Source organism: Paenibacillus sp. GCM10027628, from assembly GCF_042676385.1.
GTDB lineage: Bacteria > Bacillota > Bacilli > Paenibacillales > NBRC-103111 > Paenibacillus_E.
Window position 1 is genome coordinate 1 of the sequence record NZ_JBHTHA010000035.1, and the last position, 19,139, is coordinate 19,139.

The window sequence follows — 19,139 nt, forward strand, 5'->3', positions numbered from 1 at the left end:
GGCCGTTGAAATCCTGCGAATAAGCGAGAATACATGAGAAAAAACCTTAAAACCGAGGGAACGATATTTTTCATCTTTACAAACGAGAAGATGGATGATGGACAAAGACAAGTTCGTTCACAAACGTATGGCTTTAGGCAAGTAACTGGCCATCGGCCAGGTTTTTCGTGCGAGAGGAGGAGCTGCGGACACCGTGCCGCTAGCGGAATAATCGCGGCAGTAAGTGCCCAGCCGGCCCTTACAGCGTGGCAATCGCCCGCCCGCCGTTCCGTAGCGGCCGAAAAGGGCGCTACAGAAAATTAATGCTGCTACAGCAGCATGTTTTCGCCATAATTCTGCCCCGGACCTCGCAAGCCGCGCCACCAAATCAGCTTGCTTTTCTGCCGTTCAAGCGCTGCATCGCCTTGTCTTATCCGCAGGTCTGACCCCCGCCCCGACTTAGGTCTAGGTTTAAAAACCGTCGCGGGTCCGTTTTGGGCAGTCTCGTTTTTACCTAAAATAAAGACATGAACAAGAGCACAACACACGAAAGGCGGTGACGAAAAACGATGAAAAAAAACACAGGCTTGGCATTTCTGCTGATCGCATTTGGTGCGCTGATCTTACTACACAAAATCGGCATCCACACGGGACCATTCATTGGCTCGATTATGGCTTACGTAATTCCGCTCGCTATGGTGGGTCTAGGTTATGTAGGAATCAAAAACGGCAGTAAATTCGGATGGATCATCGCAGGACTCGGTACCATTATCCTGCTTGGTAAATTAGCCGGTTGGATCGTAATCCTACTTGCAATCGGGTTAATCGCTTACGGATTCTCGTTGTTGTCGAATAGAACGCGAGTGTAAGCACAGTAACACAAGGTATCGAAATGTATCGCAAGGTATCGCAATGTAATGCAATACAGAGATTGAAAAAGGTGGTATGAGAGATGAGCCTGCTTAGGCGTATGAGAGACATTACCGTAGCAACACTGAATGAACATTTGGAACGGTCGGAAGATCCGGTTCGGTTGATTGATCAATACTTATCCGCTACTCGCGAGCAGCTGCAACAATCCGAAAAGCTGTACCAGCAATGCGTCAGCCACGCGGCGGCGCTCCGGCAGCAGTATCTGACTGCGCTGGAAACGAAAGAAAAGCGCGAGCATCAAGCGATGCTTGCTCTGAAAGCCGGCGAAGAACAGATGGCACGGATTGTGCTTCAAGAGAAGCTGCAAGCCGAAGAAAAAAGCGAGCAATATCACGAGCTGTATGAACAGGCGAAGCAGTCCATCCTTGATCTGGATGAAGAACTGCAGCAAATGAAAGCCGATTACAAAGAAGTGGCAGACAAACGCAGCTACTACCTGGCGCGAATGGAATCCGCCCGCTTGCAGCAAAGACTGCATGCCCGGATGAGCAGTGTGACGCAGGATGCGACACCACGCATGTTCGGCCGCCTGGAGGAGCGCGTATCCGATATGGAGCTGCATGCTAGAACGCTCCGCGATGTAAGACGCATGAGCCGTGAAAGCTACTATGCGGCGGGTAACCCGGCAGTAGACGCTGAAATGGAAGCACTACGCAAAAAATTGAATAGCTAAAGAGATTCTGTGAAATTAGGAGGGATAGCACAATCATGAGCAAACTTTATCGCTCACGAAGAGATAAAAAAGTTACCGGACTATGCGGCGGACTAGCCGAAACGATGAATGTAGATGCAACGTTGTTACGCCTGCTGGTTGTCATTACGACATTTTTCACTGGAGGCACGGTCATTTTCATCTATTTCCTAGCTGCGGTTGTCATTCCGAAAGAACCTGGCTTTGATCAGCCGCCATATGATCCTTATGCAGGCGGATATGGCCGACATGCTTATAATGGCGGCGGCTGGCAGCCCCACAAGCCTCATCATACAGGTCCGGCAGCTAGCAACTTTAACACAGCTTCAACTTATGATGCTGCTAAAACCAATAACATTGATGAAATGATGAAAGATATCGAAAAGAAAGCTTTGCAAAGAGAAGTTGAAGAATTAAGAGCCAAAGTCGCTCGCTACGAAACTACTAACGATACTAATAAAAAGGACGTGTAAACAATGGGAGTATTTACAAGAATGAAAGATATGACGAAAGCATCGATTCACGAGGTATTAGATAAAATCGAAGATCCGATCGTTATGCTTAATCAGTACTTACGGGACATGGAACAAGAAATTGCGCAAGCCGAAGTGACTGTTGCCAGACAAATCGCCAATGAGCGCAAGCTGAAACAGCGCCTGGAAGAATCCGTACGCCTTGTAGCCGATCGCGAAGCAAAAGCGGCAGCAGCGCTGAAAAACGGTCAAGAAGCAATTGCCCGCCAAGCTTTGGAAGAAAAACTATATCATGAAGATAAAATTGTTGAATACACAGATATGCATGCAGGATCCAAAGCACAAGCGGATGAGCTGACTCAACAGCTGCACGAAATGAAAGATGAGTTCTACAAAATGCGCAATAAGCGCAACGAACTCGTAAGCCGTGCCCAACTGGCTAAAGCGAAAAAGCAAATGGCTCAAGTTTCCTACAACGGTGTGATCGAAAGCGGCAACGCATCCCGCGGCTTCCAACGCATGGAAGAGAAAATCATGCAGATGGAAGTGGAAGCGGAAATCGCCCGCAAGCCTTATGTGCCTGCAGGTTCCATCAACAACTACACACCAGTTGATGTCGCGAAACAAGCTAAAGTTGACGAGCAGTTGAACCTGCTCAAAGAAAAATTAACCGGCAGCGCTGCCGAGTAATGACTAAACTTTTATCGAAGTATAATCATGAAGCGCGACCGCTTTGAGCGGTAAGTTTAGACGCCGATCGAGCAAAGCTCGATGCGGACGAATTTTGATGAGAAGCTCCTCCTAGAGAGGGGCTTTTTTCGTGTTTTCTTATATATTGCATCATGGTGCTTTAGACATCAAAGACCTACTTCAAGACTAAGTTGGATGCTATGCAATAGGGGATCCACTATTTAACAAATCAAAGAGACTTAGAGGGAAGTCCCGACAAATTATTGAAATTTTCCACAACTTGATGCCTATTGCTATATCTAAGGGTCTATTACAGCGTATTGCTTTTGATATAGGCATGGTCGAATTATGTTATCAGAAAATTGAGGAAATAGGACGATTCCAAGCCGATCCGTTCGTAAGCTAAGATGAACACATAAATCGATTTCCCGACATGCTTCGCGGAATCTCGATAAAGGCAAACCCGGCGAAAGCCGGCGACGCAAAGCTATAGGGGCTAAAGTGCGAAAGTGCTATGCCAGCCAGCTACCGAAAGATTACGGGGGGAGTCTGTCTTCAATCCCCACCTTTCGGCAAAGGCGGGGATTTTTTATTTAGGAGGTGGAAGAGGTTGAAGCTGGTGAACCTGAATACAGGAGAGATCCTGGCTGAGCAGGTAACGGAAGCCCGGACGTTTGCACGCAGACTAAAGGGACTTATGTTTACGAAAGCTTTGCAACAGGCAGCCTGTCTTCATATTGAGCCCTGTCGTTCGATTCATACGTTCTTTATGAACTATGCGATTGATGTCCTGCATCTGGATCGTAATTACACAATTGTAGGGATTGAAAGCCGCGTAGAGCCTGGCCGCATGGGCGCGGTCATCAAGAACACCGCATCAGTAATCGAGCTGCCGGCGGGCAGCCTAGCGCAGACACGTACGCAAATCGGACAAGCTGTCCAATTCCAGTAAACAAAAGGAGCGATTTTATTATGTTGAACAAAATTAAAGGTCTTATCGTAGAAGAGCAAGGACAAGGGATGACAGAGTATGGCTTGGTGCTTGGCGTTATCGCGGTGGGTGTAGTTGGCATTTTGGTTGCTTTGAGAGGAAAAATTTTAACTCTGTTTCAAAAAGTTAATACGGATCTCGGTACTGCAACTAATACTCCATAATGATTATTTCCTACTCGTTATAGATGGGGAGTTTATGCAGCATAATATGCATTCTTTTAAAGGAGCGACTTTATGATGATGAACAAGATTAAAAGTCTTATCGTAGAAGAGCAAGGACAAGGGATGACAGAGTATGGCTTGGTGCTTGGCGTTATCGCGGTGGGTGTGGTTGGAATTCTGATTGCCTTGAGAGGCAAGATAATGACTCTGTTTGAAAAAGTGAATACGGATCTTGGCAACGCAACGAATGCTCCATAATCATGATATCCTTCTCACTTTAGAAGGGGTGTTTATATGCAAGACAAATTTATGAGTTTCTGTGCGAGTGAGAACGGGCAAGGCGTGACAGAGTATAGTCTAGTCCTATCTTTGATTGCGGTTGGTGTCATTACAATCCTTGTAAGCTTCCATCAAAAGATTGAAACGATTTTTCAAAATGGTGTAGGTAAAATCAATAATGCAATCAAAGATAATGGACTCATCAATTAGAGTATACATCTATTACGCTCCTTCATAGAGCATAGCAAACATTCAATTAAAGGGTCTTACGTTTCTCGGAACGTTAGACTCTTTTTTAAAATCAGAGGTTCGGAGGCAATCATGATTGTACTGGATGGCATACTAATTCTGATTCTTGCCACTTGTGTTGTTACGGATCTAAAGTCTCGCAAAATCTACAATATGGTCACCTTTCCGGGCATTCTCTTGGCGTTTATCCTGCATGGTCTCATTGACGGTATTGGCGGACTGGGAAATGCGGCACTTGGATTTGCTGTTGGAGGGGGAGTACTTTTGATTCCATATCTGCTAGGAGGAATGGGTGCTGGAGACGTGAAGCTGCTTGCGCTTGTCGGTGCCTTCAAAGGCATGACATTTGTACTGCTTACTTCCGTCTATATGGCGCTTATCGGCGGCGTGATCGCACTGGTACTCCTCCTATTAAGGAAGCGCGTTCGCGAGATACTGAAAAGAATTTTGTTCTCCATGCTGCTTTTAAGATATGGGGTGAAAATGTCTCCAGCTTCGAGTGATGATACCGCAACTTCTACGTATCCATATGGGGTTGCCATCGCAGGCGGCTCGGTGTTGAGTTTATGGCTTAAAGGATGGGGATTCGTATGATCAAAGACGAACGGGGGCAGTCGCTAACTGAGTTTGCCGTCATTCTTCCGATATTTTTGTTGCTTGTATGCGGCATATTCGATTTCGGGAGGCTGATGTATGCCTATATGAATATGAACAATGCAGCTCAAGAAACAGTGAGGCTCGGTGGGCTTGGTAAAAAAGATGCAGAAATGACTGCCTTTGCTGCGAACTATGTGCATCTGGGCGATCAAAGCAAATTGAAAGTTACGATCTCTCCGAAGGATACGACCCGTCATTCCGGAGACTATGTCACTGTTAAACTGGAATATCCCCTAACATTTATGACACCCGTCATCTCTAAGCTGCTTCCTGCTCCGACCGTTAAAGCTGCTTCGACGATAAGAGTTGAATAGGAGGCTAAGTGTGGAACACATCGGTATACTTGAAAAGTTAAAGCGCTGCATCACAAAGCAGGATGGAAACGTATCCGTATTGGTTGCGTTTGTTTTAGTCGTTTTAATGGGCATGACGGCTATTGTGGTAGAAGGTGGCATGTTATATGCAGTCAAAATGCACCTGCAGAAGACAGCGAACGCAACGGTTCTATCAGGTGCGCAAGAGCTGACTGCCACTGAGCAGAATGTTCGCAGTGTAGCAGATATAGTACTGAATGATCATGGAGAAAGTTCAAGTCTGGTAAAGCTAACCACTACTATGAAAGACCGAACCACCGCAGTTCTGAAGAAAGACGTGGATGTGCATTTCGCCAAAGTACTTGGTATTGATAAGATACCGATTAGCGTGAAAGCAACAGCAAAGATTGAGGCGATGGGTGCCGCGATGGGTGCCGCGCCGATCGGAATCGACCAATCCGTTCAATTGACATATGGCCAAGAATATCACCTAAAGGTCGACCAAACGGGATCCTCGACCGGCAACTTCGGAATTATTGCATTGGGAGCTCCGGGTGCCAGCACCTACGAGACCAACCTGACTTATGGCTATCAAAGTATGCTCTCTGTCGGGGATGTCGTTGATACACAGACAGGGAATATAGCTGGAAGTACGAGAGATGCGGTGCAGGCGAGAATAAACAGAAGCCCTTATCCGCCAGGCGATTACAGTCACCGCGATGATTCGCGTATTCTGCTGGTTCCGGTATATAAGCCCTATAACTATTCTGGCGGACAAATCAAGCAAATCCAGATCACCGGATTCGCATATTTCTATATTACTGCACCTATGGACTACAATACCAAGGAAGTCATCGGTATATTCATAGAACGTACGGGAACCGGATTTACCAAACCAGGGGCCGTAAACCGCGGCGCCTATGCTATTAAACTTTCAGAGTAGGTGACATCGATGAGATCGAAAATTATTTTAATTGCGGCACTCATTATGGGACTAGTGACGACTTTTCTATTTTTCAATTATATGAAACAGTTTGATCATGCGAAGGCGGCCAATGGAAATATGGTCGGTGTCGTGGTTGCTAAGCAGCAAATTAAGAGAAATCAGAAAATGCAAGCCGACATGTTGGAGATTAAGCAAGTACCGTCGCTAAGCGTTCATCCGCAGTCACTCAAAACCATCCAACAAGCTGAAGGCAAGTTTGCAGACGCAACGCTCGAAGCTGGGGAGGTTCTGCTGGGCAATCACGTGAAGGCAAGTAAAGACGAATCGGCTGTAGTTGCTAAGAAAATACAGAACGGATACCGAGCTGTCTCGGTAGGCGTTAATATTGTGCAATCCGTATCGAACCTCATCGAACCGGATGATTATGTGGATGTCATCGTTACGATTCCTCCAAAGGATGGAAATGATAAGCTGCTTGAATCATCTACGGTACTGCTTGAAAACATTCATGTGCTTGCCGTCGGCCGGAGGATGGTCGAAACAGACAGCGAGCATCCCTATGCGGAGTATGCAACAGTAACGCTGGAAGTGAAGCCGGAGGACGTTCCGAAGCTGGTTAATACGAACGATCGTTTCAAAGTTAGCCTGTCATTGCATAGCAGAGTCATTCCTGAAGCCGCCAAATAATCAAAAGAAGAAACCGTTACTAACGCAATGGAATGGAAGGAGGCATATAAGATGTCCGTTGAAGAAAAAGCATTCGTAGAGCAGGTCCGGAATAAGCGAGGAGAAATGATCGCAATCTGCAGCGCGAAGGGAGGTATCGGTAAAACGGCGATGGCCGTCAATCTTGCGGTTGCGCTCTCAAAAAACAATTCCAAGAGCAGCCATAGTCAAATCTGCATCATGGATGCGGATTTCCAGTTCGGTGATGTGGGGCTGTCCATGGACCTGCATTCCACATTTACTATTAAAGATGTAATGGAAAGTATAGACACTATGGATCAGCATACGCTATTAAGCTATCTTATTAAGCACAGCAGCGGGGTAAAAGTACTGGCAGCTCCGGACCGCCCTGAATACGCAGACCTTGTGTTCCCAGACCGCTTGGACAAGGTGTGCGATTTGCTGCTTTCCCAACATGACTACGTTATTGTGGACACACCGTCAGGTTTTTCTGATAAAACATTACAAATTATCGAGAAGGCCGATTCCGTCTTTATGGTTACTACGCTGGAGATGGCGGCGATAAAAAGCACGAAGCTAATGCTGGAGACGCTCATTTTGCTAGGGCTCCGCGATAAAATAAAACTGCTCGTCAACCGCTCTACGATGGATAGTGTCATCAAAGCCCCTGATGTACCGGACTTGCTTGGCGAAGATATGCCATTCTACGTACCGAACGAGTGGGAAGTGGTGAGTCACTCGCTCAATAGCGGGGTTCCTTTTGTCCTGAAAAATGGAAAATCCGACATTGCCAAAGCGGTATGTAAAATTGCCGAGCAGCTCATTCAAAGACGTGAAATCAGTGTATTCCAACCGAAGCAGACTTCGTTCATTCAATCGATTATTCAGCGGGCGCTAGGTGGTCATTCCTCTATGTTCTAGCCAAAACGACACTATCTGGAGGTGCTAAGCATGAGTTTACTTGAGAAATTGCAGGCGAAAAGTGGATATAATCAGCCTGAATCAGCGCAAGCGGAGCCTCAGGAGGCTGCCGATGTGTCTAAGCCGGAGAAGAAAGATCTGATCTCTACGTTCCGCCGTATTCGCGGTACCGAGCAGCCGCAGAAAGAGCAGCGCGAGCAGCTTAACAAGCAGCATGAGTTGAAGAACCGGTTATATAAACAAATTTTCAATGAGCTGAAAGATGACAATGTCGAAGAAATCATACCGAAGCTTGACGCCATGGCTGTTGAAATCATGAAAGAAGATGAGTCGTTCCGCGGCAAAGTGGATCGCAAGAAAGTCATTGATGAGCTTGCCAATGATTTGACCGGCTTCGGACCGATCAATCCGCTGCTGCTTGATCCGGAAATAACGGAGGTCATGGTGAACGGACCTAATCAGGTTTATGTGGAGCGCAAGGGCAAAATTGAATTGACTTACGTGCAGTTCCGCGATGACGAGCATGTGATGAACATTATCGAGAAAATTGTCGCGCCTATAGGCCGGCGGATCGATGAAAGTTCCCCGATGGTTGATGCCCGTCTGCCGGACGGTTCCCGTGTAAACGCCATTATTCCCCCTCTCGCGCTGAACGGACCGACAATTACAATTCGTAAGTTCTCGAAGGATCCCTATAAAATCGATGACTTGATCAATTTCGGCACCGTTTCGCGTGAAATGGCGATTTTCCTTGAGGCGTGCGTGAAGGCGAAGCTGAACATTTTTGTAAGCGGCGGTACGGGTTCAGGAAAAACAACGACGCTCAACGTACTCTCGTCCTTCATACCGAGCGATGAGCGCATCGTTACCATTGAAGATGCGGCTGAATTGCAGCTGTGGCAGGACCACGTTATTTCACTGGAATCGAGACCTGCGAATATAGAAGGCAAAGGCGCTATTACGATCCGCGACCTGGTGAAGAACTCGCTGCGGATGCGTCCCGAGCGGATTGTTATCGGGGAGGTTCGAAGCGGCGAGGCGTTGGATATGCTGCAGGCCATGAATACGGGTCACGACGGCTCGCTCGCCACAGGCCACTCCAATAGTCCGCGTGATATGATCTCGCGTCTGGAGACAATGGTGCTGATGGCGGGAATTGAACTGCCGGTCAAAGCGATCAGAGAACAGATTGCGGGTGCCATCGATCTGATTATTCAGCAGTCACGGTTGAAAGACGGTTCGCGCAAAATTACGAACATTACTGAAGTCCTTGGGATGGAGGGCGACGTCATTGTGCTTCAGGATATTTTCACATTCGAGCAGCATGGAGTGGATGAGCACGGCAAAGTCATCGGCAAGCTCATTCCTACAGGGGTAAGGCCAAGGTTCTACGACCGCCTGGAGTCTTCGGGCATTCATATTCCAGCTTCGGTGTTTATTGAGGAGGGGTGGCCGAATTGATCTGGATGTTGACCTCAATGGTTATGCTGACGGCGCTTTTATTTTTTACCGCAATCTTTCAAGGGTTGTTTAATACGAATCGCCAGATCAACCGCCGAATGAAGAAGTTTCTCGATCTGAACGACAAGAAGAAGCTTGGAAAAAAGAGGTTCAACTTTCTCGTCCAGATGCAGGTATACCGCCAACAGATGAAAGAGAAGGTGCTGACCAAGAAAAAAAGCGACAAGCTGGAGCAGATGATTTCACGCTCCGGCGTGGCTATGGCACCGGAAGAGTATGTAATGTTTCAATGGATTGCTGCGCTGCTGCTGGGAGTCCTGCTGTTTGTGATTTCGGACAGTATGGTTATCGTAATTTTCGGATTAATAATTGGATTTATGTCGCCAAGATTCTGGATCAAGAAGAAAACGCGGGAACGTATGAAGAAGTTTAATGACGGGCTGGAAGACATGATTATGACAGTCATCGGTTCTCTTCGAGCGGGATTTAGCTTTGCACAGGCGCTGAAGACAGTCGTCGACGAATCCGATGCGCCGATTAAGGATGAGATCGAACTGCTGCTTAAAGAAATGCAGTATGGCACAAGCATGGAGGAAGCGCTCGAGCACTTGAAGGAAAGGATGCCGAGTGAAGATTTGGATTTGTTGGTTCAAGCGGTCTTGATCCAGCGGCAGGTGGGTGGGAATCTGGCCGTAGTTCTTGAAACGATTGTACATACAATTCGCGACCGCAACAAAATTCAACGTCAAATCAGGACTTTAACCGCACAGGGAAGGATTTCCGGATGGGTTATCGGGCTCTTGCCGTTCGGACTTTCCGTCGCTCTATATTTAATTGAGCCCAGTTACATCGGATCGCTGTTAACGCATCAGATTGGGCTTATGCTGGTTGGCGGCGCGGGCATATCAATGATCATTGGGCTTTTCTTAATTCGCAAAATGACGACGATCGAGGTGTAGCCCATAGTATGATGTATGTTACTTATTTTATTACGTTTATGCTGCTTATTCAATTCGTCTTATCACTTAAAAAGGAAAAAAACGACAAGGTTAAGCGTCGTTTGTCCATGATCACCGATAAGGAAACGGCCGCTGGCCGGATTATCGAAGAAGAAGAGAAGAAAGAGATGTCTGCGTTGCAGCGCGTATTCCACAGCATGTGGCTGCGCACGAAACGCAGATTTGAGCGTAAAAGCGGGATGCAGGATACGGGGATTGAACTGAAGCTCCTGCAAGCCGGCAATCCGCTCGGCATGGGACCATTCGAGTATCGGCTTCTGCAGATTGTGATGATCGTAGTGCTGCCTTTCATCGGCGTGTTCTATAGTTTATTGGTTAAGCCGAGTATCGGCGGCCTGCTGCTTGGCGGATTGATCGGGCTTTTGATAGGCCTTGTGCTGCCATCGTATTATTTGGGCTTAAAAACGAAGCAGCGCAGCAAGAAAGGGCTCCGCGAGCTTCCCGACACCCTCGATCTGCTGACGGTCAGCCTGGAAGCGGGATTGGGATTTGATGCCGCGCTGAATAAACTGGTTTCGAAGTCGGAAGGCGTTCTTTCACAGGAGTTTCACCGCTGTCTTGAAGAAATACGTTTCGGCAAAACGAGGCGCGAAGCGCTGCTCGGGGTACGCGACCGTCTGGTCATCGAAGAATTGCGTGTACTGATCAGCTCCATTCTCCAGGCGGAGAAGCTCGGTATCGGCATGGTTCAGGTGCTGCGTGTCCAGTCGCAAGAAGTACGCGAACAACGCAAACAACGCGCGGAAGAAGCCGCAATGAAAGCGCCGATTAAGATGTTGTTCCCGTTAGTCATGTTTATTTTCCCGAGCTTGTTCATCGTCCTGCTCGGACCTGCGCTGATTCAGTTCATGACGGCGTTTGGCGGGGGCTAAGATAGCAGGAATGCAGTCAGCGGGAGTGTTAAAGGCAGCCTCATGAGGCTGCCTTTAATGATTCTAATACCCTAGATCTGCTGCCCATTACGACTATTCGGGCTCCTTTGGAGGAACGTAAATGCGTTATATGCCGAAAGCGTCCGATTTAATGAGGCAAGAGGAATGATGATCCTCTATTCCGTACATTCGGCCTTCGAAGAGACCTACTTTCCTCGTATAACGTACTCACGTTCCGCCATTTCAAATCGTAAAGGGATATTCCCGAAATAGGGGATTGTCGTTCCTCTAAAGGGTTATGACTATACAGCCGTCTTTCGCCCGATATGATCCTCCAGCCAACCGCTCAGCTGACGAAGGCCGTCGATCGTGAAATGCATCGTATGCTTCACTTGGTTGTCGCCACTCATTTCGATCAGCAGTTTATTCTCGCTCTCGGTGCAGACGACGGTGAACGTTGCCGTCTCTCCGTTGATTTCCTCCTGCCAATTGCACATAATACTGCTTACAAAGCTTCTCAAATTTCTATTCCCCCTTGGCGAATTTGATGCTTGTGTGTTTTCGACGGCGTTCGGCGGAGCGACTTGTTCTGTGGAGTTCCGGCCTTCTTGCACCACATGCTCGGTTAAGGATGCTGCATCTAAAGACGGTTCCTCTGAGCTCTGAGTGAGCGTAGCTTCTTCGTGACTCGGCGCCATCTCCAATTCCGGCGGAATGTCCGCTATAAGCTCAGCAGTGCTTGTCGTTACCGCCGCTTCGATCTTCAGGCTCACATGAGGTTCCGCGTATTTGCGGATGATCTCCAATACCTGATTCGTTTTAAACGGCTTCATTACGTACCCCTTCGCTCCTGCTTCCATTGCCTCTAGGATAGAGTCCTGTTGATTGGAGGCGGTGCAAACGAGAATCACGGCTGCAGCTTCGAGCTTTAAAATCTCTTTAATGGCCTCAATACCGCTCATCTCCGGCATATTTATATCCATCATGACCACGTCCGGCCGCAGCTCTTCATATTGCCGAACCGCCTCACGGCCGTTGCTCGCTTCTCCTGCCACCTCATACCCGTTTTGTTTCAGGCAATCGGCTAACATTTTACGCATGAACTGCGTGTCATCCACAATAAGAACCTTGAGCGCCATAGCGATTTCCTCTCCTTTATGTCGAAATGCCGATTCCGTTCACTGCTTTAACAATGTCTTCAGCAATGGTCAACCCTTCTCGCGCTTTGCACAAACCATCATAAAGCATCGGTTTAAAGCCGGTTTTTTCCAAATGCTGTTCCAGCTCGGACATCGATGGGGTTTGGAGCAGTAACTGACGCAGGGGCTCGTTCACTTCCAATACCTCATGAATGGCAATAAAATCTTGTAACCCTGTTTGGTCGCATAACCGGCATCCGGCACCCCGGGTCACCGTTATTTTCCCATCGATTTTCGCCTTCGCGAACATACGGAAATTCCCCTTGGACTGCTTCGAGTCATTATCTTCAAGCAAGCTATGGGCTTCAAATAGCCGAATTTCCTCATCGGTAGCCGCTACGGATTGGCGGCATTGGTGGCAAATCCGCGGTACCAATCGTTGGGAAACGATGCAGGATAAAGATGACGCCAACCGGTACGTGTCAATGCCCCAGCCCCGCAGCCGGTCGATCGTTTGAAGCGCATGGCTGCCATGTACGGCCCCGAGCACCAATCGTCCGCACAGCGCCGCACGCACAGCGATCTCGGCCGTTTCCGCGTCCCGGATGTCTCCGATCATTAAGATATTCGGGTCCTGCTGCAGCACCGACCGTAATGCGGAGGCAAATGTCAATCCGATCCGTTCGTTGACCTCCACCTGCGTCGTGCCCAAGATTCTACGCTCCATGGGATCTTCTATAGTCACAATCCGCTGTTCTTCCCTAATCAGATGATGCAACGCCGCATACAACGTAGTCGTTTTCCCGCTACCGCACGGCCCGGATATAAGGACAAGCCCGCCGCCCGGACGACGAAGCACACGTTCGAACTGCTGTGCATGGTCTTCCCTGAGGGCAAGATCCGTCAACTTCAACCGTTTCGCCGAGGGGTCCATGATCCGGATGACAATACTTTCACCATTTATAGTCGGCATAGTGGAAACGCGGCATTCCACGGCAACACCGCGGATGTTGCTTTCCAAATGGCCTTCCTGCGGCAGCCTACGCTGGGCGGGATCTAACCCGGCTTGGTACTTAATCCGGTTGATCAGCGCCTCCCGCATGGCGGAAGGAATGGTCCTCTGCGTCTTCAGCTCGGCCCCGATCCGGTACTTCACAATGAGCCCCTGTTCCTGCGGATCGAGGTGAATGCTGCCAGCCTTCTGCTCCATCGCTGAACCTAGGATTACGGTCAGCACTTGAACCGTTTCCGCCAGCCCGTATTGCCGGATAATCCCTTCCTCTACCTCAGTGCGGGCAGCTAGAAATGGCTGAACGATCATTCCGGTTTGGATTTGAATTTCTTGAATCGCCCCTTCATTTAGCGGGTCAGCCATGGCGATTTTAAGTTTTCCGTTTTTACACTCGATGGGGATCAGACCGTACTTTCGAGCAATCGATTCATCGACAAGCTTAACGGCATCCAGATCGTAGTGGATATCCGTTAAATTCACGGCCGGTATACCCAACTGAAACTCCAACACTTCAACCAGCTGCCGTTCGTTAATGAACCCGTGCTCGATTAAAATTTCCCCGATTTTTTTCGTTGTATGGGCCTGTGCCTTGAGCGCTTGCCCGAGCTGCTCTTCCGTTATCAGACCATTCATGACCAGAAGTTCACCAGCGCGCATAAGGACCTCCTTTCGCCATCCTGGAACAGCAAAAAGCCAACTGGCTTTGAGCAACCCGGCTATCGTACCATCGCTTGATCGAGATGGTGTAGACCCGTGGCTTTGCGTCCCCGACTTTCGAACGGGTTTGCCGTTGTTCGTTCCATTGGCTTCATTGACGATTTTAGACAAAAGTTAACTTCATATACTACGATTCTACAGAATCGGCCACAAGTTTGGGATAGCGCAAATTAATCATTTTGCACTGCCTGTTTCCTAGGTATTTACGGTTGTGTCCGTGTAAAAATATGTCGTAATACATCTAGCGGAGTAGGTCAAGAGTAGGGGCTTGAAATAGAAATTCATTTCGTATTACGCAACAAACCCTTTAAACCGCAAAACTAACCAAACATAAAGAGAGACGGATACCCAAATGAACAGAGCAAAATAGATAACCGATTTCCAAACGATGAATTGAGCATGACCAGAATTCTTATCTGCGCGTATCAAAACTTGGTCTACATGTTTCCCAAGGAAAATAAAAAGGGGGAAGATGGCTAAAAAATATCGCATAAATCCATGGGATGAGATCTGAACTGCCCGGTTCAAAGTCGAAGATAGCGGCATCAGCACTAAACCGAACGTGTAAATAACCTCGGACCAAGGTACAACGTTATGCTGCCGAATTGTTGAAATCATATAGCTGATAAAGATCAAAAACAATAGCATATGAAATATGATAATAGGTTCAATCCTGCCTGTTTGAATTGAAGTTACAATATCCTGATAAATAGGAGAAAAGGGAATAGCTGAATAACGTCCGTAATCAGGAGCCATTACTTTTAAAAACAACAAAGGCTCTCCTTTAGTCAGCCAAAGATAAACCGGATAGACGGCAAACATCAAACTGCTCAAGGCCGCCCAGATAAAGTCCTTAACGTCCAATTTCCGTCTGATCCATCTTTCCGCAAAAAAAGCCAGAGGAATCCATACTCCAACGATTCTGGTGAGGGCGGCCAGTCCTCCGATGAAGTAGGCGGCTTCTCTTTTTTTATTTCCCCAGAATCGGAAAGCGAGCAATGCCAGAAACAGAAAGAAACTTTCCGTATAGAAGGCACTGAAAAAATAAGAGGATGGAAAGCAAACGAGCACAGAGAGTGTCAGAATCTTTACTCTCTCACTAAGCCCTTTCTTTGTCATAAGTTGATACAGCAGCCACAAGGAGCATACAAAAAAGAAGTTGGATAGAACAAAGCCGGCCCAATAAACATCCATCCCGGTAACAGCGGTAAATCCTCGGACAATAAGTGGAAAAAGCGGAAAAAAGGCGGTTAATCGGTCCTCTGTATATCCTTCCGTAGCGATCTGCGCATAATTATAGGAATCGTAGAGTATAAAGCGGTCTAAAACAGGATTATCCACTTGCAGCTGGTTATCGGCATAATGAATCTGATCGGGTTGGCCGATCGACAAGAAACCGAACATGATCAAGCGGCTTACGACAAAAAGCAAAAAAATGGTTTGGAGAGCTTTCATTTATAAAATCTCCATAAATCCCATACCTGGCCGAAGCTTCCTGTAAAATCAGGCTTGCCTAATTGCTGTTTCACTTCATCAAGCTCAACTGCCGATAAGGAATGGACGTTTTTTTTCGAATCCGGAGTCTGGAGAATCAGAAAGTCAGGCCGGTCCGACTGAATGACATCCATTAAATATCCGGACCGAAAGCCATTTACGGAACGTTCGAACGCTGTCCACTCGTGAACGCCTTTAGTTGCTTCCAGAATAAACGGATCAAATCGGCCATCTGCGAGAACGTCCCCGCCCCTGAACATCACATATCCGGAAGTGCCGTAATCGGATAGTACTTTTGGCCTGCCGCCGGAATTATTCTTTTGTAGAATGTAGTTCATCTCTTCGACCGGATACTTGGTTAGGGGTTGTTTATAATCCGTAAACACGTCTGCCGAAAAGTTTAACAGCAAGCCCGTTACTATCAGGGGAAGCACATATTTCAAACCGATGTAAGGTTCCAAACTCCGGAACGCTTTCGACCATTTGAACCGACCGACGATAATGGCCACAAAGTACGGAAGAAACAGGACCAAAAATAAAAACTGTTTGTAACTGGCAAGCCCGAGATACAGCATTCCGATAAAAAGCATGAGACGGAACGGCCGTTGTTTGATACTGTACATGGCAGTCAGGACAAATGTAACCACAATAATGAAAGCTATGTAATTGTTTGAAAATGAAACGGGCTTCCATTCGTCGATGATTTGCGTAAAGGGGCTTTTACTTAAGGTTAAAAAATACGTTAAGCTCTTTAACCCTCCGAAATTCGCCAACCCGCCGATAATAATGGAAATCAAAGCGACCAGATCAAATCGGTTTAGCTTTTTCTCCCATATTCTTTCCAATATTTGCATCATGAACAGGACGGCGATGACCGCCCATACGCCTGTATGAACGTTAGCGAGAATCAAAGAGAGCAGGCCGAGAACCCCGGCTTTTTTCACCGTGGCGTTCATAGAGAACCGCCTGAGCCAAACGGCGAACCAAATAACAAGACCCGCAGAAATCATTTGCGGGCGAATTTTAAAATAAGCCAGATAAATGTAGAACATGAACACAGGAAGAGCGACATAGACCAAAAAAGGGTGCATCCGAGGGAGACCCATCTCTTGTCTCGAGATCTCCATCAATCGATATAGTCCCCAAGCAAGAATGAAGACCGACAACAACGTGAATAAATGAACGCCGTTCCATTCCCATAAGCTATATAACCCTCCGACGATCCACTGGAAACCGACTTCATGAGGCACATACGGCAGGTTGCCGCCTGCAAATGTATGGATCGCCGTATGAATGACCTTGCCTTGCGTGATCATTTCCTTTCCGACTTCAATGTGCCAGAACGTATCGGGGTCTTTTCGGGAAGAATTGGCATCCATGAAAATAAATACGACAAGAAATAAAGCAGCATAGACTGCGAATACGATTCTTTGAAACTTTATCTGGTTGGAATTCATCGTTGAGGGCTCCTTCTATCCAAGCTACAACTTTTGGCCGATTGCTATGATGGAAACGCCGAACGGCATTTTTCCGTGCTTCAGGATATGTCTTTCACTGGACATTACGCTCATTAGCAGCTGATTTAGAAATCGGGAAGGCAGGGACAAATCATCCGTTTTTCGAGTAGATCTTAATTTGTTTTGCAAAATCCGAACGAGAGCAATCACTGGAAACAGCCAAGTATTAAAATAGCTCGCGTATTTCGGATGAAGATTGCAATGACTCATTTTCCTGATCAACTCGTTCAATCGGTATCTTCTTTTATGATGATGGGATTCATCGTGACTGCTCCATAAGAAAGAAAAAGCGGGGACTGTGATGAGCAGATTCCCTCCCGGTTTTAGCTTTGCAGTGAGCGCGGCGAGTGCCCCCATATCATCTTCAATATGCTCAAGCACATCCAGAAGGACGATGAGATCGAATGATTCGTCGGCAAATGGAATCTGATCCGGCAAACTGCCAATATAAACGGCTTTCCCGCTTTTGGATCTTGCAATTTCAGCTGCATCCGGCTCCATTTCGAGCCCGGTAACGTTAGGTCCCAGACTGGATAGAAAGTCAAGGTTGCCTCCGGTTCCGCAGCCTGCATCGAGGATTTGAAAGTCGGGCCCGATTGATTTCACTTGCGATCTTAAAACGGTCTCAATGATGCTGCGCCGGCTGACAAACCACCAGTGTTCATGCTCCAGACGATCCATTTTCAAGTAGATGGTTTGTTCCACTATTTGACTCCTTCCAGCCGAGGCATATCTTTGCTCTCTTCAAGGCCGGTCATATCCCTGACGAAATATAATGGACGACGCTTCGATTCGTTGTAAATACGCCCGATATACTCCCCGATAATGCCCAAAGTCGTAAGCTGGACGCCGCCGAGAAACAGAACCGCAACCATTAGCGATGGATAACCGGGTACCGGATTGCCGTTCAATAAAGTCGTAATAAACAAATAACAGGCAAACGCCATGGCGAAAAAGGAGATGGCAAAGCCCAAATAAGTTGCCGCTTGCAGCGGCATGAAACTGAAAGAAGTGATTCCTTCCAGGGCAAAATTCCACAGCTTCCAGTAGTTGAACTTGGTTTTACCGGCAAATCGGGGCTCTCTCCGGTAGGAAATGCTTGTCTGACGGAATCCGACCCAACTGAATAGCCCCTTCATGAACCGGTGCTGCTCGCGAAGTTCTTTTAATGCATTCACTACTTTGCGGGACATTAATCGGAAATCGCCCGTATCCTGCGGAATGGGGATAGGGGTCAGCCTTTTGATAAATCTATAAAATAAATGCGCCGTGATCTTCTTCAGCGAACTTTCCCCATCCCGCTGAGTACGTGTGGCATAGACCACGTCATAGCCTTCTTCCCATTTGGCGAGCAGTTCCGGGATGACTTCCGGCGGATCCTGCAAATCTGCGTCAATCGGAATAACGGCTTCGCCGCGGCAATTGTCTAGGCCGGCCGTCAATGCGATTTCTTTCCCGAAATTCCGGGAAAGATCAATAATTTTAATGCGATGATCCTTCTCGCAAATACCGTGGAGCTGCTCCAAAGTATCATCCTTGCTTCCATCATTAATGAACACCACTTCATAACCGTAACCGGTTTGATTCATAACGCGTGTGACTCTAAAATAAAATTCCATGATGTTGGAGCTTTCGTTAAAAACAGGAACAATGATGGAAACCATAGGTTCTTTCACCGTTTTTCGCATACTAGCAACCCCGCTATTCATCATGTAATGGTAAATAAAAAAAGCCCCTTTTACCGAAAAAAGGGGCAAGAACTCCCGCACCTTGGTAACTGGCTGGCATAGCGCCTTATTGGCACCTTAGCCCCTGTAGCTTTGCGTCACCGGCTTTGACCGGGTTTGCCTTTTTCAACTTTTGCGAAGATTATCGTTCGAATTATAATATAGTCCCATCATAATGCATGTCCGATTTCTGCAATATCCGACAGA

Annotated in this window: 22 protein-coding genes and 3 riboswitches; of the genes, 16 read left to right on the top strand and 6 right to left on the bottom strand. The window is 47.4% G+C overall.

Annotated features, from left to right (window positions below; genetic code table 11):
• The first annotated feature begins 548 nt into the window (after nucleotides 1-548).
• The 16 genes from ACFQZT_RS22355 (at nucleotide 549) to ACFQZT_RS22430 (ending at nucleotide 11,326) form a co-directional block, all read left to right on the top strand.
• Entirely contained in the window at nucleotides 549-848 is a 300-nt protein-coding gene (locus ACFQZT_RS22355) for a LiaF transmembrane domain-containing protein (protein WP_379303255.1), read from the top strand.
• Between the two features lie 83 nt (nucleotides 849-931).
• Entirely contained in the window at nucleotides 932-1,585 is a 654-nt protein-coding gene (locus ACFQZT_RS22360) for a PspA/IM30 family protein (protein ID WP_379303257.1), read from the top strand.
• A gap of 35 nt (nucleotides 1,586-1,620) precedes the next feature.
• A complete protein-coding gene (locus tag ACFQZT_RS22365) occupies nucleotides 1,621-2,076 on the top strand; it encodes a PspC domain-containing protein (RefSeq protein ID WP_379303259.1) in 456 nt (151 codons plus the stop codon).
• Nucleotides 2,077-2,079: 3 nt separating this feature from the next.
• Nucleotides 2,080-2,766, top strand: a complete 687-nt coding sequence (locus ACFQZT_RS22370) for a PspA/IM30 family protein (RefSeq protein ID WP_379303261.1) — start codon at nucleotides 2,080-2,082, stop codon at nucleotides 2,764-2,766.
• Between the two features lie 446 nt (nucleotides 2,767-3,212).
• A riboswitch (cyclic di-GMP riboswitch) is annotated at nucleotides 3,213-3,299 on the top strand.
• An 86-nt stretch (nucleotides 3,300-3,385) separates the two neighbouring features.
• On the top strand, nucleotides 3,386-3,718 hold the full coding sequence (locus tag ACFQZT_RS22375) for a DUF192 domain-containing protein (protein ID WP_379303440.1): 333 nt from the start codon (nucleotides 3,386-3,388) through the stop codon (nucleotides 3,716-3,718).
• 20 nt (nucleotides 3,719-3,738) lie between these two features.
• The gene (locus tag ACFQZT_RS22380) at nucleotides 3,739-3,921 is read left to right on the top strand and encodes a Flp family type IVb pilin (protein WP_379303263.1); all 183 of its coding nucleotides are present in this window, start codon (nucleotides 3,739-3,741) and stop codon (nucleotides 3,919-3,921) included.
• 72 nt (nucleotides 3,922-3,993) lie between these two features.
• Complete coding sequence (locus tag ACFQZT_RS22385) at nucleotides 3,994-4,179, top strand: Flp family type IVb pilin (protein WP_379303265.1); 186 nt, start codon at nucleotides 3,994-3,996, stop codon at nucleotides 4,177-4,179.
• A gap of 36 nt (nucleotides 4,180-4,215) precedes the next feature.
• Nucleotides 4,216-4,410: a Flp family type IVb pilin gene (locus ACFQZT_RS22390; RefSeq protein WP_379303267.1), complete on the top strand. Its 195-nt coding sequence runs from the start codon at nucleotides 4,216-4,218 to the stop codon at nucleotides 4,408-4,410.
• A gap of 111 nt (nucleotides 4,411-4,521) precedes the next feature.
• Complete coding sequence (locus ACFQZT_RS22395) at nucleotides 4,522-5,043, top strand: A24 family peptidase (RefSeq protein ID WP_379303269.1); 522 nt, start codon at nucleotides 4,522-4,524, stop codon at nucleotides 5,041-5,043.
• The gene (locus ACFQZT_RS22400; RefSeq protein WP_379303271.1) at nucleotides 5,040-5,420 is read left to right on the top strand and encodes a TadE/TadG family type IV pilus assembly protein; all 381 of its coding nucleotides are present in this window, start codon (nucleotides 5,040-5,042) and stop codon (nucleotides 5,418-5,420) included. Before ACFQZT_RS22395 ends, ACFQZT_RS22400 begins: the two co-directional genes overlap by 4 nt.
• A 10-nt stretch (nucleotides 5,421-5,430) precedes the next feature.
• On the top strand, nucleotides 5,431-6,363 hold the full coding sequence (locus ACFQZT_RS22405) for a pilus assembly protein TadG-related protein (RefSeq protein ID WP_379303273.1): 933 nt from the start codon (nucleotides 5,431-5,433) through the stop codon (nucleotides 6,361-6,363).
• 9 nt (nucleotides 6,364-6,372) lie between these two features.
• Nucleotides 6,373-7,053, top strand: a complete 681-nt coding sequence (gene cpaB / locus ACFQZT_RS22410; RefSeq protein WP_379303275.1) for a Flp pilus assembly protein CpaB — start codon at nucleotides 6,373-6,375, stop codon at nucleotides 7,051-7,053.
• Nucleotides 7,054-7,104: 51 nt separating this feature from the next.
• The gene (locus ACFQZT_RS22415) at nucleotides 7,105-7,974 is read left to right on the top strand and encodes a CpaE/TadZ family protein (protein WP_379303277.1); all 870 of its coding nucleotides are present in this window, start codon (nucleotides 7,105-7,107) and stop codon (nucleotides 7,972-7,974) included.
• 30 nt (nucleotides 7,975-8,004) lie between these two features.
• Complete coding sequence (locus tag ACFQZT_RS22420; protein ID WP_379303279.1) at nucleotides 8,005-9,435, top strand: TadA family conjugal transfer-associated ATPase; 1,431 nt, start codon at nucleotides 8,005-8,007, stop codon at nucleotides 9,433-9,435.
• Nucleotides 9,436-9,440: 5 nt separating this feature from the next.
• Nucleotides 9,441-10,394: a type II secretion system F family protein gene (locus tag ACFQZT_RS22425; RefSeq protein ID WP_379303442.1), complete on the top strand. Its 954-nt coding sequence runs from the start codon at nucleotides 9,441-9,443 to the stop codon at nucleotides 10,392-10,394.
• Nucleotides 10,395-10,402: 8 nt separating this feature from the next.
• Nucleotides 10,403-11,326, top strand: coding sequence for a type II secretion system F family protein (locus tag ACFQZT_RS22430; RefSeq protein ID WP_379303281.1), 924 nt, complete (start codon nucleotides 10,403-10,405; stop codon nucleotides 11,324-11,326).
• Nucleotides 11,327-11,628: 302 nt separating this feature from the next.
• Here ACFQZT_RS22430 and ACFQZT_RS22435 read toward each other — a convergent pair whose 3' ends face one another.
• The 6 genes from ACFQZT_RS22435 to ACFQZT_RS22460 form a co-directional block, all read right to left on the bottom strand.
• Nucleotides 11,629-12,465: a response regulator gene (locus ACFQZT_RS22435; protein ID WP_379303283.1), complete on the bottom strand. Its 837-nt coding sequence runs from the start codon at nucleotides 12,463-12,465 to the stop codon at nucleotides 11,629-11,631.
• Between the two features lie 16 nt (nucleotides 12,466-12,481).
• Nucleotides 12,482-14,134 carry a GspE/PulE family protein gene (locus ACFQZT_RS22440; RefSeq protein ID WP_379303285.1) on the bottom strand — a complete coding sequence of 551 codons (1,653 nt, stop codon included), beginning with the start codon at nucleotides 14,132-14,134 and terminating at the stop codon, nucleotides 12,482-12,484.
• A 46-nt stretch (nucleotides 14,135-14,180) separates the two neighbouring features.
• A riboswitch (cyclic di-GMP riboswitch) is annotated at nucleotides 14,181-14,276 on the bottom strand.
• A 209-nt stretch (nucleotides 14,277-14,485) separates the two neighbouring features.
• Nucleotides 14,486-15,649 (bottom strand): hypothetical protein, encoded by a 1,164-nt coding sequence (locus ACFQZT_RS22445; protein WP_379303287.1) that lies wholly within the window; start codon nucleotides 15,647-15,649, stop codon nucleotides 14,486-14,488.
• The gene (locus ACFQZT_RS22450; protein ID WP_379303289.1) at nucleotides 15,646-17,145 is read right to left on the bottom strand and encodes a hypothetical protein; all 1,500 of its coding nucleotides are present in this window, start codon (nucleotides 17,143-17,145) and stop codon (nucleotides 15,646-15,648) included. Before ACFQZT_RS22450 ends, ACFQZT_RS22445 begins: the two co-directional genes overlap by 4 nt.
• A 24-nt stretch (nucleotides 17,146-17,169) precedes the next feature.
• On the bottom strand, nucleotides 17,170-17,910 hold the full coding sequence (locus ACFQZT_RS22455; RefSeq protein WP_379303291.1) for a class I SAM-dependent methyltransferase: 741 nt from the start codon (nucleotides 17,908-17,910) through the stop codon (nucleotides 17,170-17,172).
• Entirely contained in the window at nucleotides 17,910-18,893 is a 984-nt protein-coding gene (locus ACFQZT_RS22460; RefSeq protein WP_379303294.1) for a glycosyltransferase family 2 protein, read from the bottom strand. Before ACFQZT_RS22460 ends, ACFQZT_RS22455 begins: the two co-directional genes overlap by 1 nt.
• 81 nt (nucleotides 18,894-18,974) lie before the next feature.
• Nucleotides 18,975-19,064: riboswitch (cyclic di-GMP riboswitch) on the bottom strand.
• Nucleotides 19,065-19,139 lie beyond the last annotated feature (75 nt).

What these genes read in the sequence shown, in the direction of transcription:
- ACFQZT_RS22415 (WP_379303277.1), top strand. Translation starts at nt 7,105, where the DNA reads ATGTCCGTTGAAGAAAAAGCATTCGTAGAGCAGGTCCGGAATAAGCGA.
- ACFQZT_RS22360 (WP_379303257.1), top strand. Translation starts at nt 932, where the DNA reads ATGAGCCTGCTTAGGCGTATGAGAGACATTACCGTAGCAACACTGAAT.
- ACFQZT_RS22380 (WP_379303263.1), top strand. Translation starts at nt 3,739, where the DNA reads ATGTTGAACAAAATTAAAGGTCTTATCGTAGAAGAGCAAGGACAAGGG.
- ACFQZT_RS22385 (WP_379303265.1), top strand. Translation starts at nt 3,994, where the DNA reads ATGATGATGAACAAGATTAAAAGTCTTATCGTAGAAGAGCAAGGACAA.
- ACFQZT_RS22395 (WP_379303269.1), top strand. Translation starts at nt 4,522, where the DNA reads ATGATTGTACTGGATGGCATACTAATTCTGATTCTTGCCACTTGTGTT.
- ACFQZT_RS22450 (WP_379303289.1), bottom strand. Translation starts at nt 17,145, where the DNA reads ATGAATTCCAACCAGATAAAGTTTCAAAGAATCGTATTCGCAGTCTAT.
- ACFQZT_RS22435 (WP_379303283.1), bottom strand. Translation starts at nt 12,465, where the DNA reads ATGGCGCTCAAGGTTCTTATTGTGGATGACACGCAGTTCATGCGTAAA.
- ACFQZT_RS22365 (WP_379303259.1), top strand. Translation starts at nt 1,621, where the DNA reads ATGAGCAAACTTTATCGCTCACGAAGAGATAAAAAAGTTACCGGACTA.
- ACFQZT_RS22370 (WP_379303261.1), top strand. Translation starts at nt 2,080, where the DNA reads ATGGGAGTATTTACAAGAATGAAAGATATGACGAAAGCATCGATTCAC.
- ACFQZT_RS22400 (WP_379303271.1), top strand. Translation starts at nt 5,040, where the DNA reads ATGATCAAAGACGAACGGGGGCAGTCGCTAACTGAGTTTGCCGTCATT.
- ACFQZT_RS22440 (WP_379303285.1), bottom strand. Translation starts at nt 14,134, where the DNA reads ATGCGCGCTGGTGAACTTCTGGTCATGAATGGTCTGATAACGGAAGAG.
- ACFQZT_RS22420 (WP_379303279.1), top strand. Translation starts at nt 8,005, where the DNA reads ATGAGTTTACTTGAGAAATTGCAGGCGAAAAGTGGATATAATCAGCCT.
- cpaB (WP_379303275.1), top strand. Translation starts at nt 6,373, where the DNA reads ATGAGATCGAAAATTATTTTAATTGCGGCACTCATTATGGGACTAGTG.
- ACFQZT_RS22445 (WP_379303287.1), bottom strand. Translation starts at nt 15,649, where the DNA reads ATGAAAGCTCTCCAAACCATTTTTTTGCTTTTTGTCGTAAGCCGCTTG.
- ACFQZT_RS22355 (WP_379303255.1), top strand. Translation starts at nt 549, where the DNA reads ATGAAAAAAAACACAGGCTTGGCATTTCTGCTGATCGCATTTGGTGCG.
- ACFQZT_RS22390 (WP_379303267.1), top strand. Translation starts at nt 4,216, where the DNA reads ATGCAAGACAAATTTATGAGTTTCTGTGCGAGTGAGAACGGGCAAGGC.
- ACFQZT_RS22425 (WP_379303442.1), top strand. Translation starts at nt 9,441, where the DNA reads ATGTTGACCTCAATGGTTATGCTGACGGCGCTTTTATTTTTTACCGCA.
- ACFQZT_RS22460 (WP_379303294.1), bottom strand. Translation starts at nt 18,893, where the DNA reads ATGCGAAAAACGGTGAAAGAACCTATGGTTTCCATCATTGTTCCTGTT.
- ACFQZT_RS22430 (WP_379303281.1), top strand. Translation starts at nt 10,403, where the DNA reads ATGATGTATGTTACTTATTTTATTACGTTTATGCTGCTTATTCAATTC.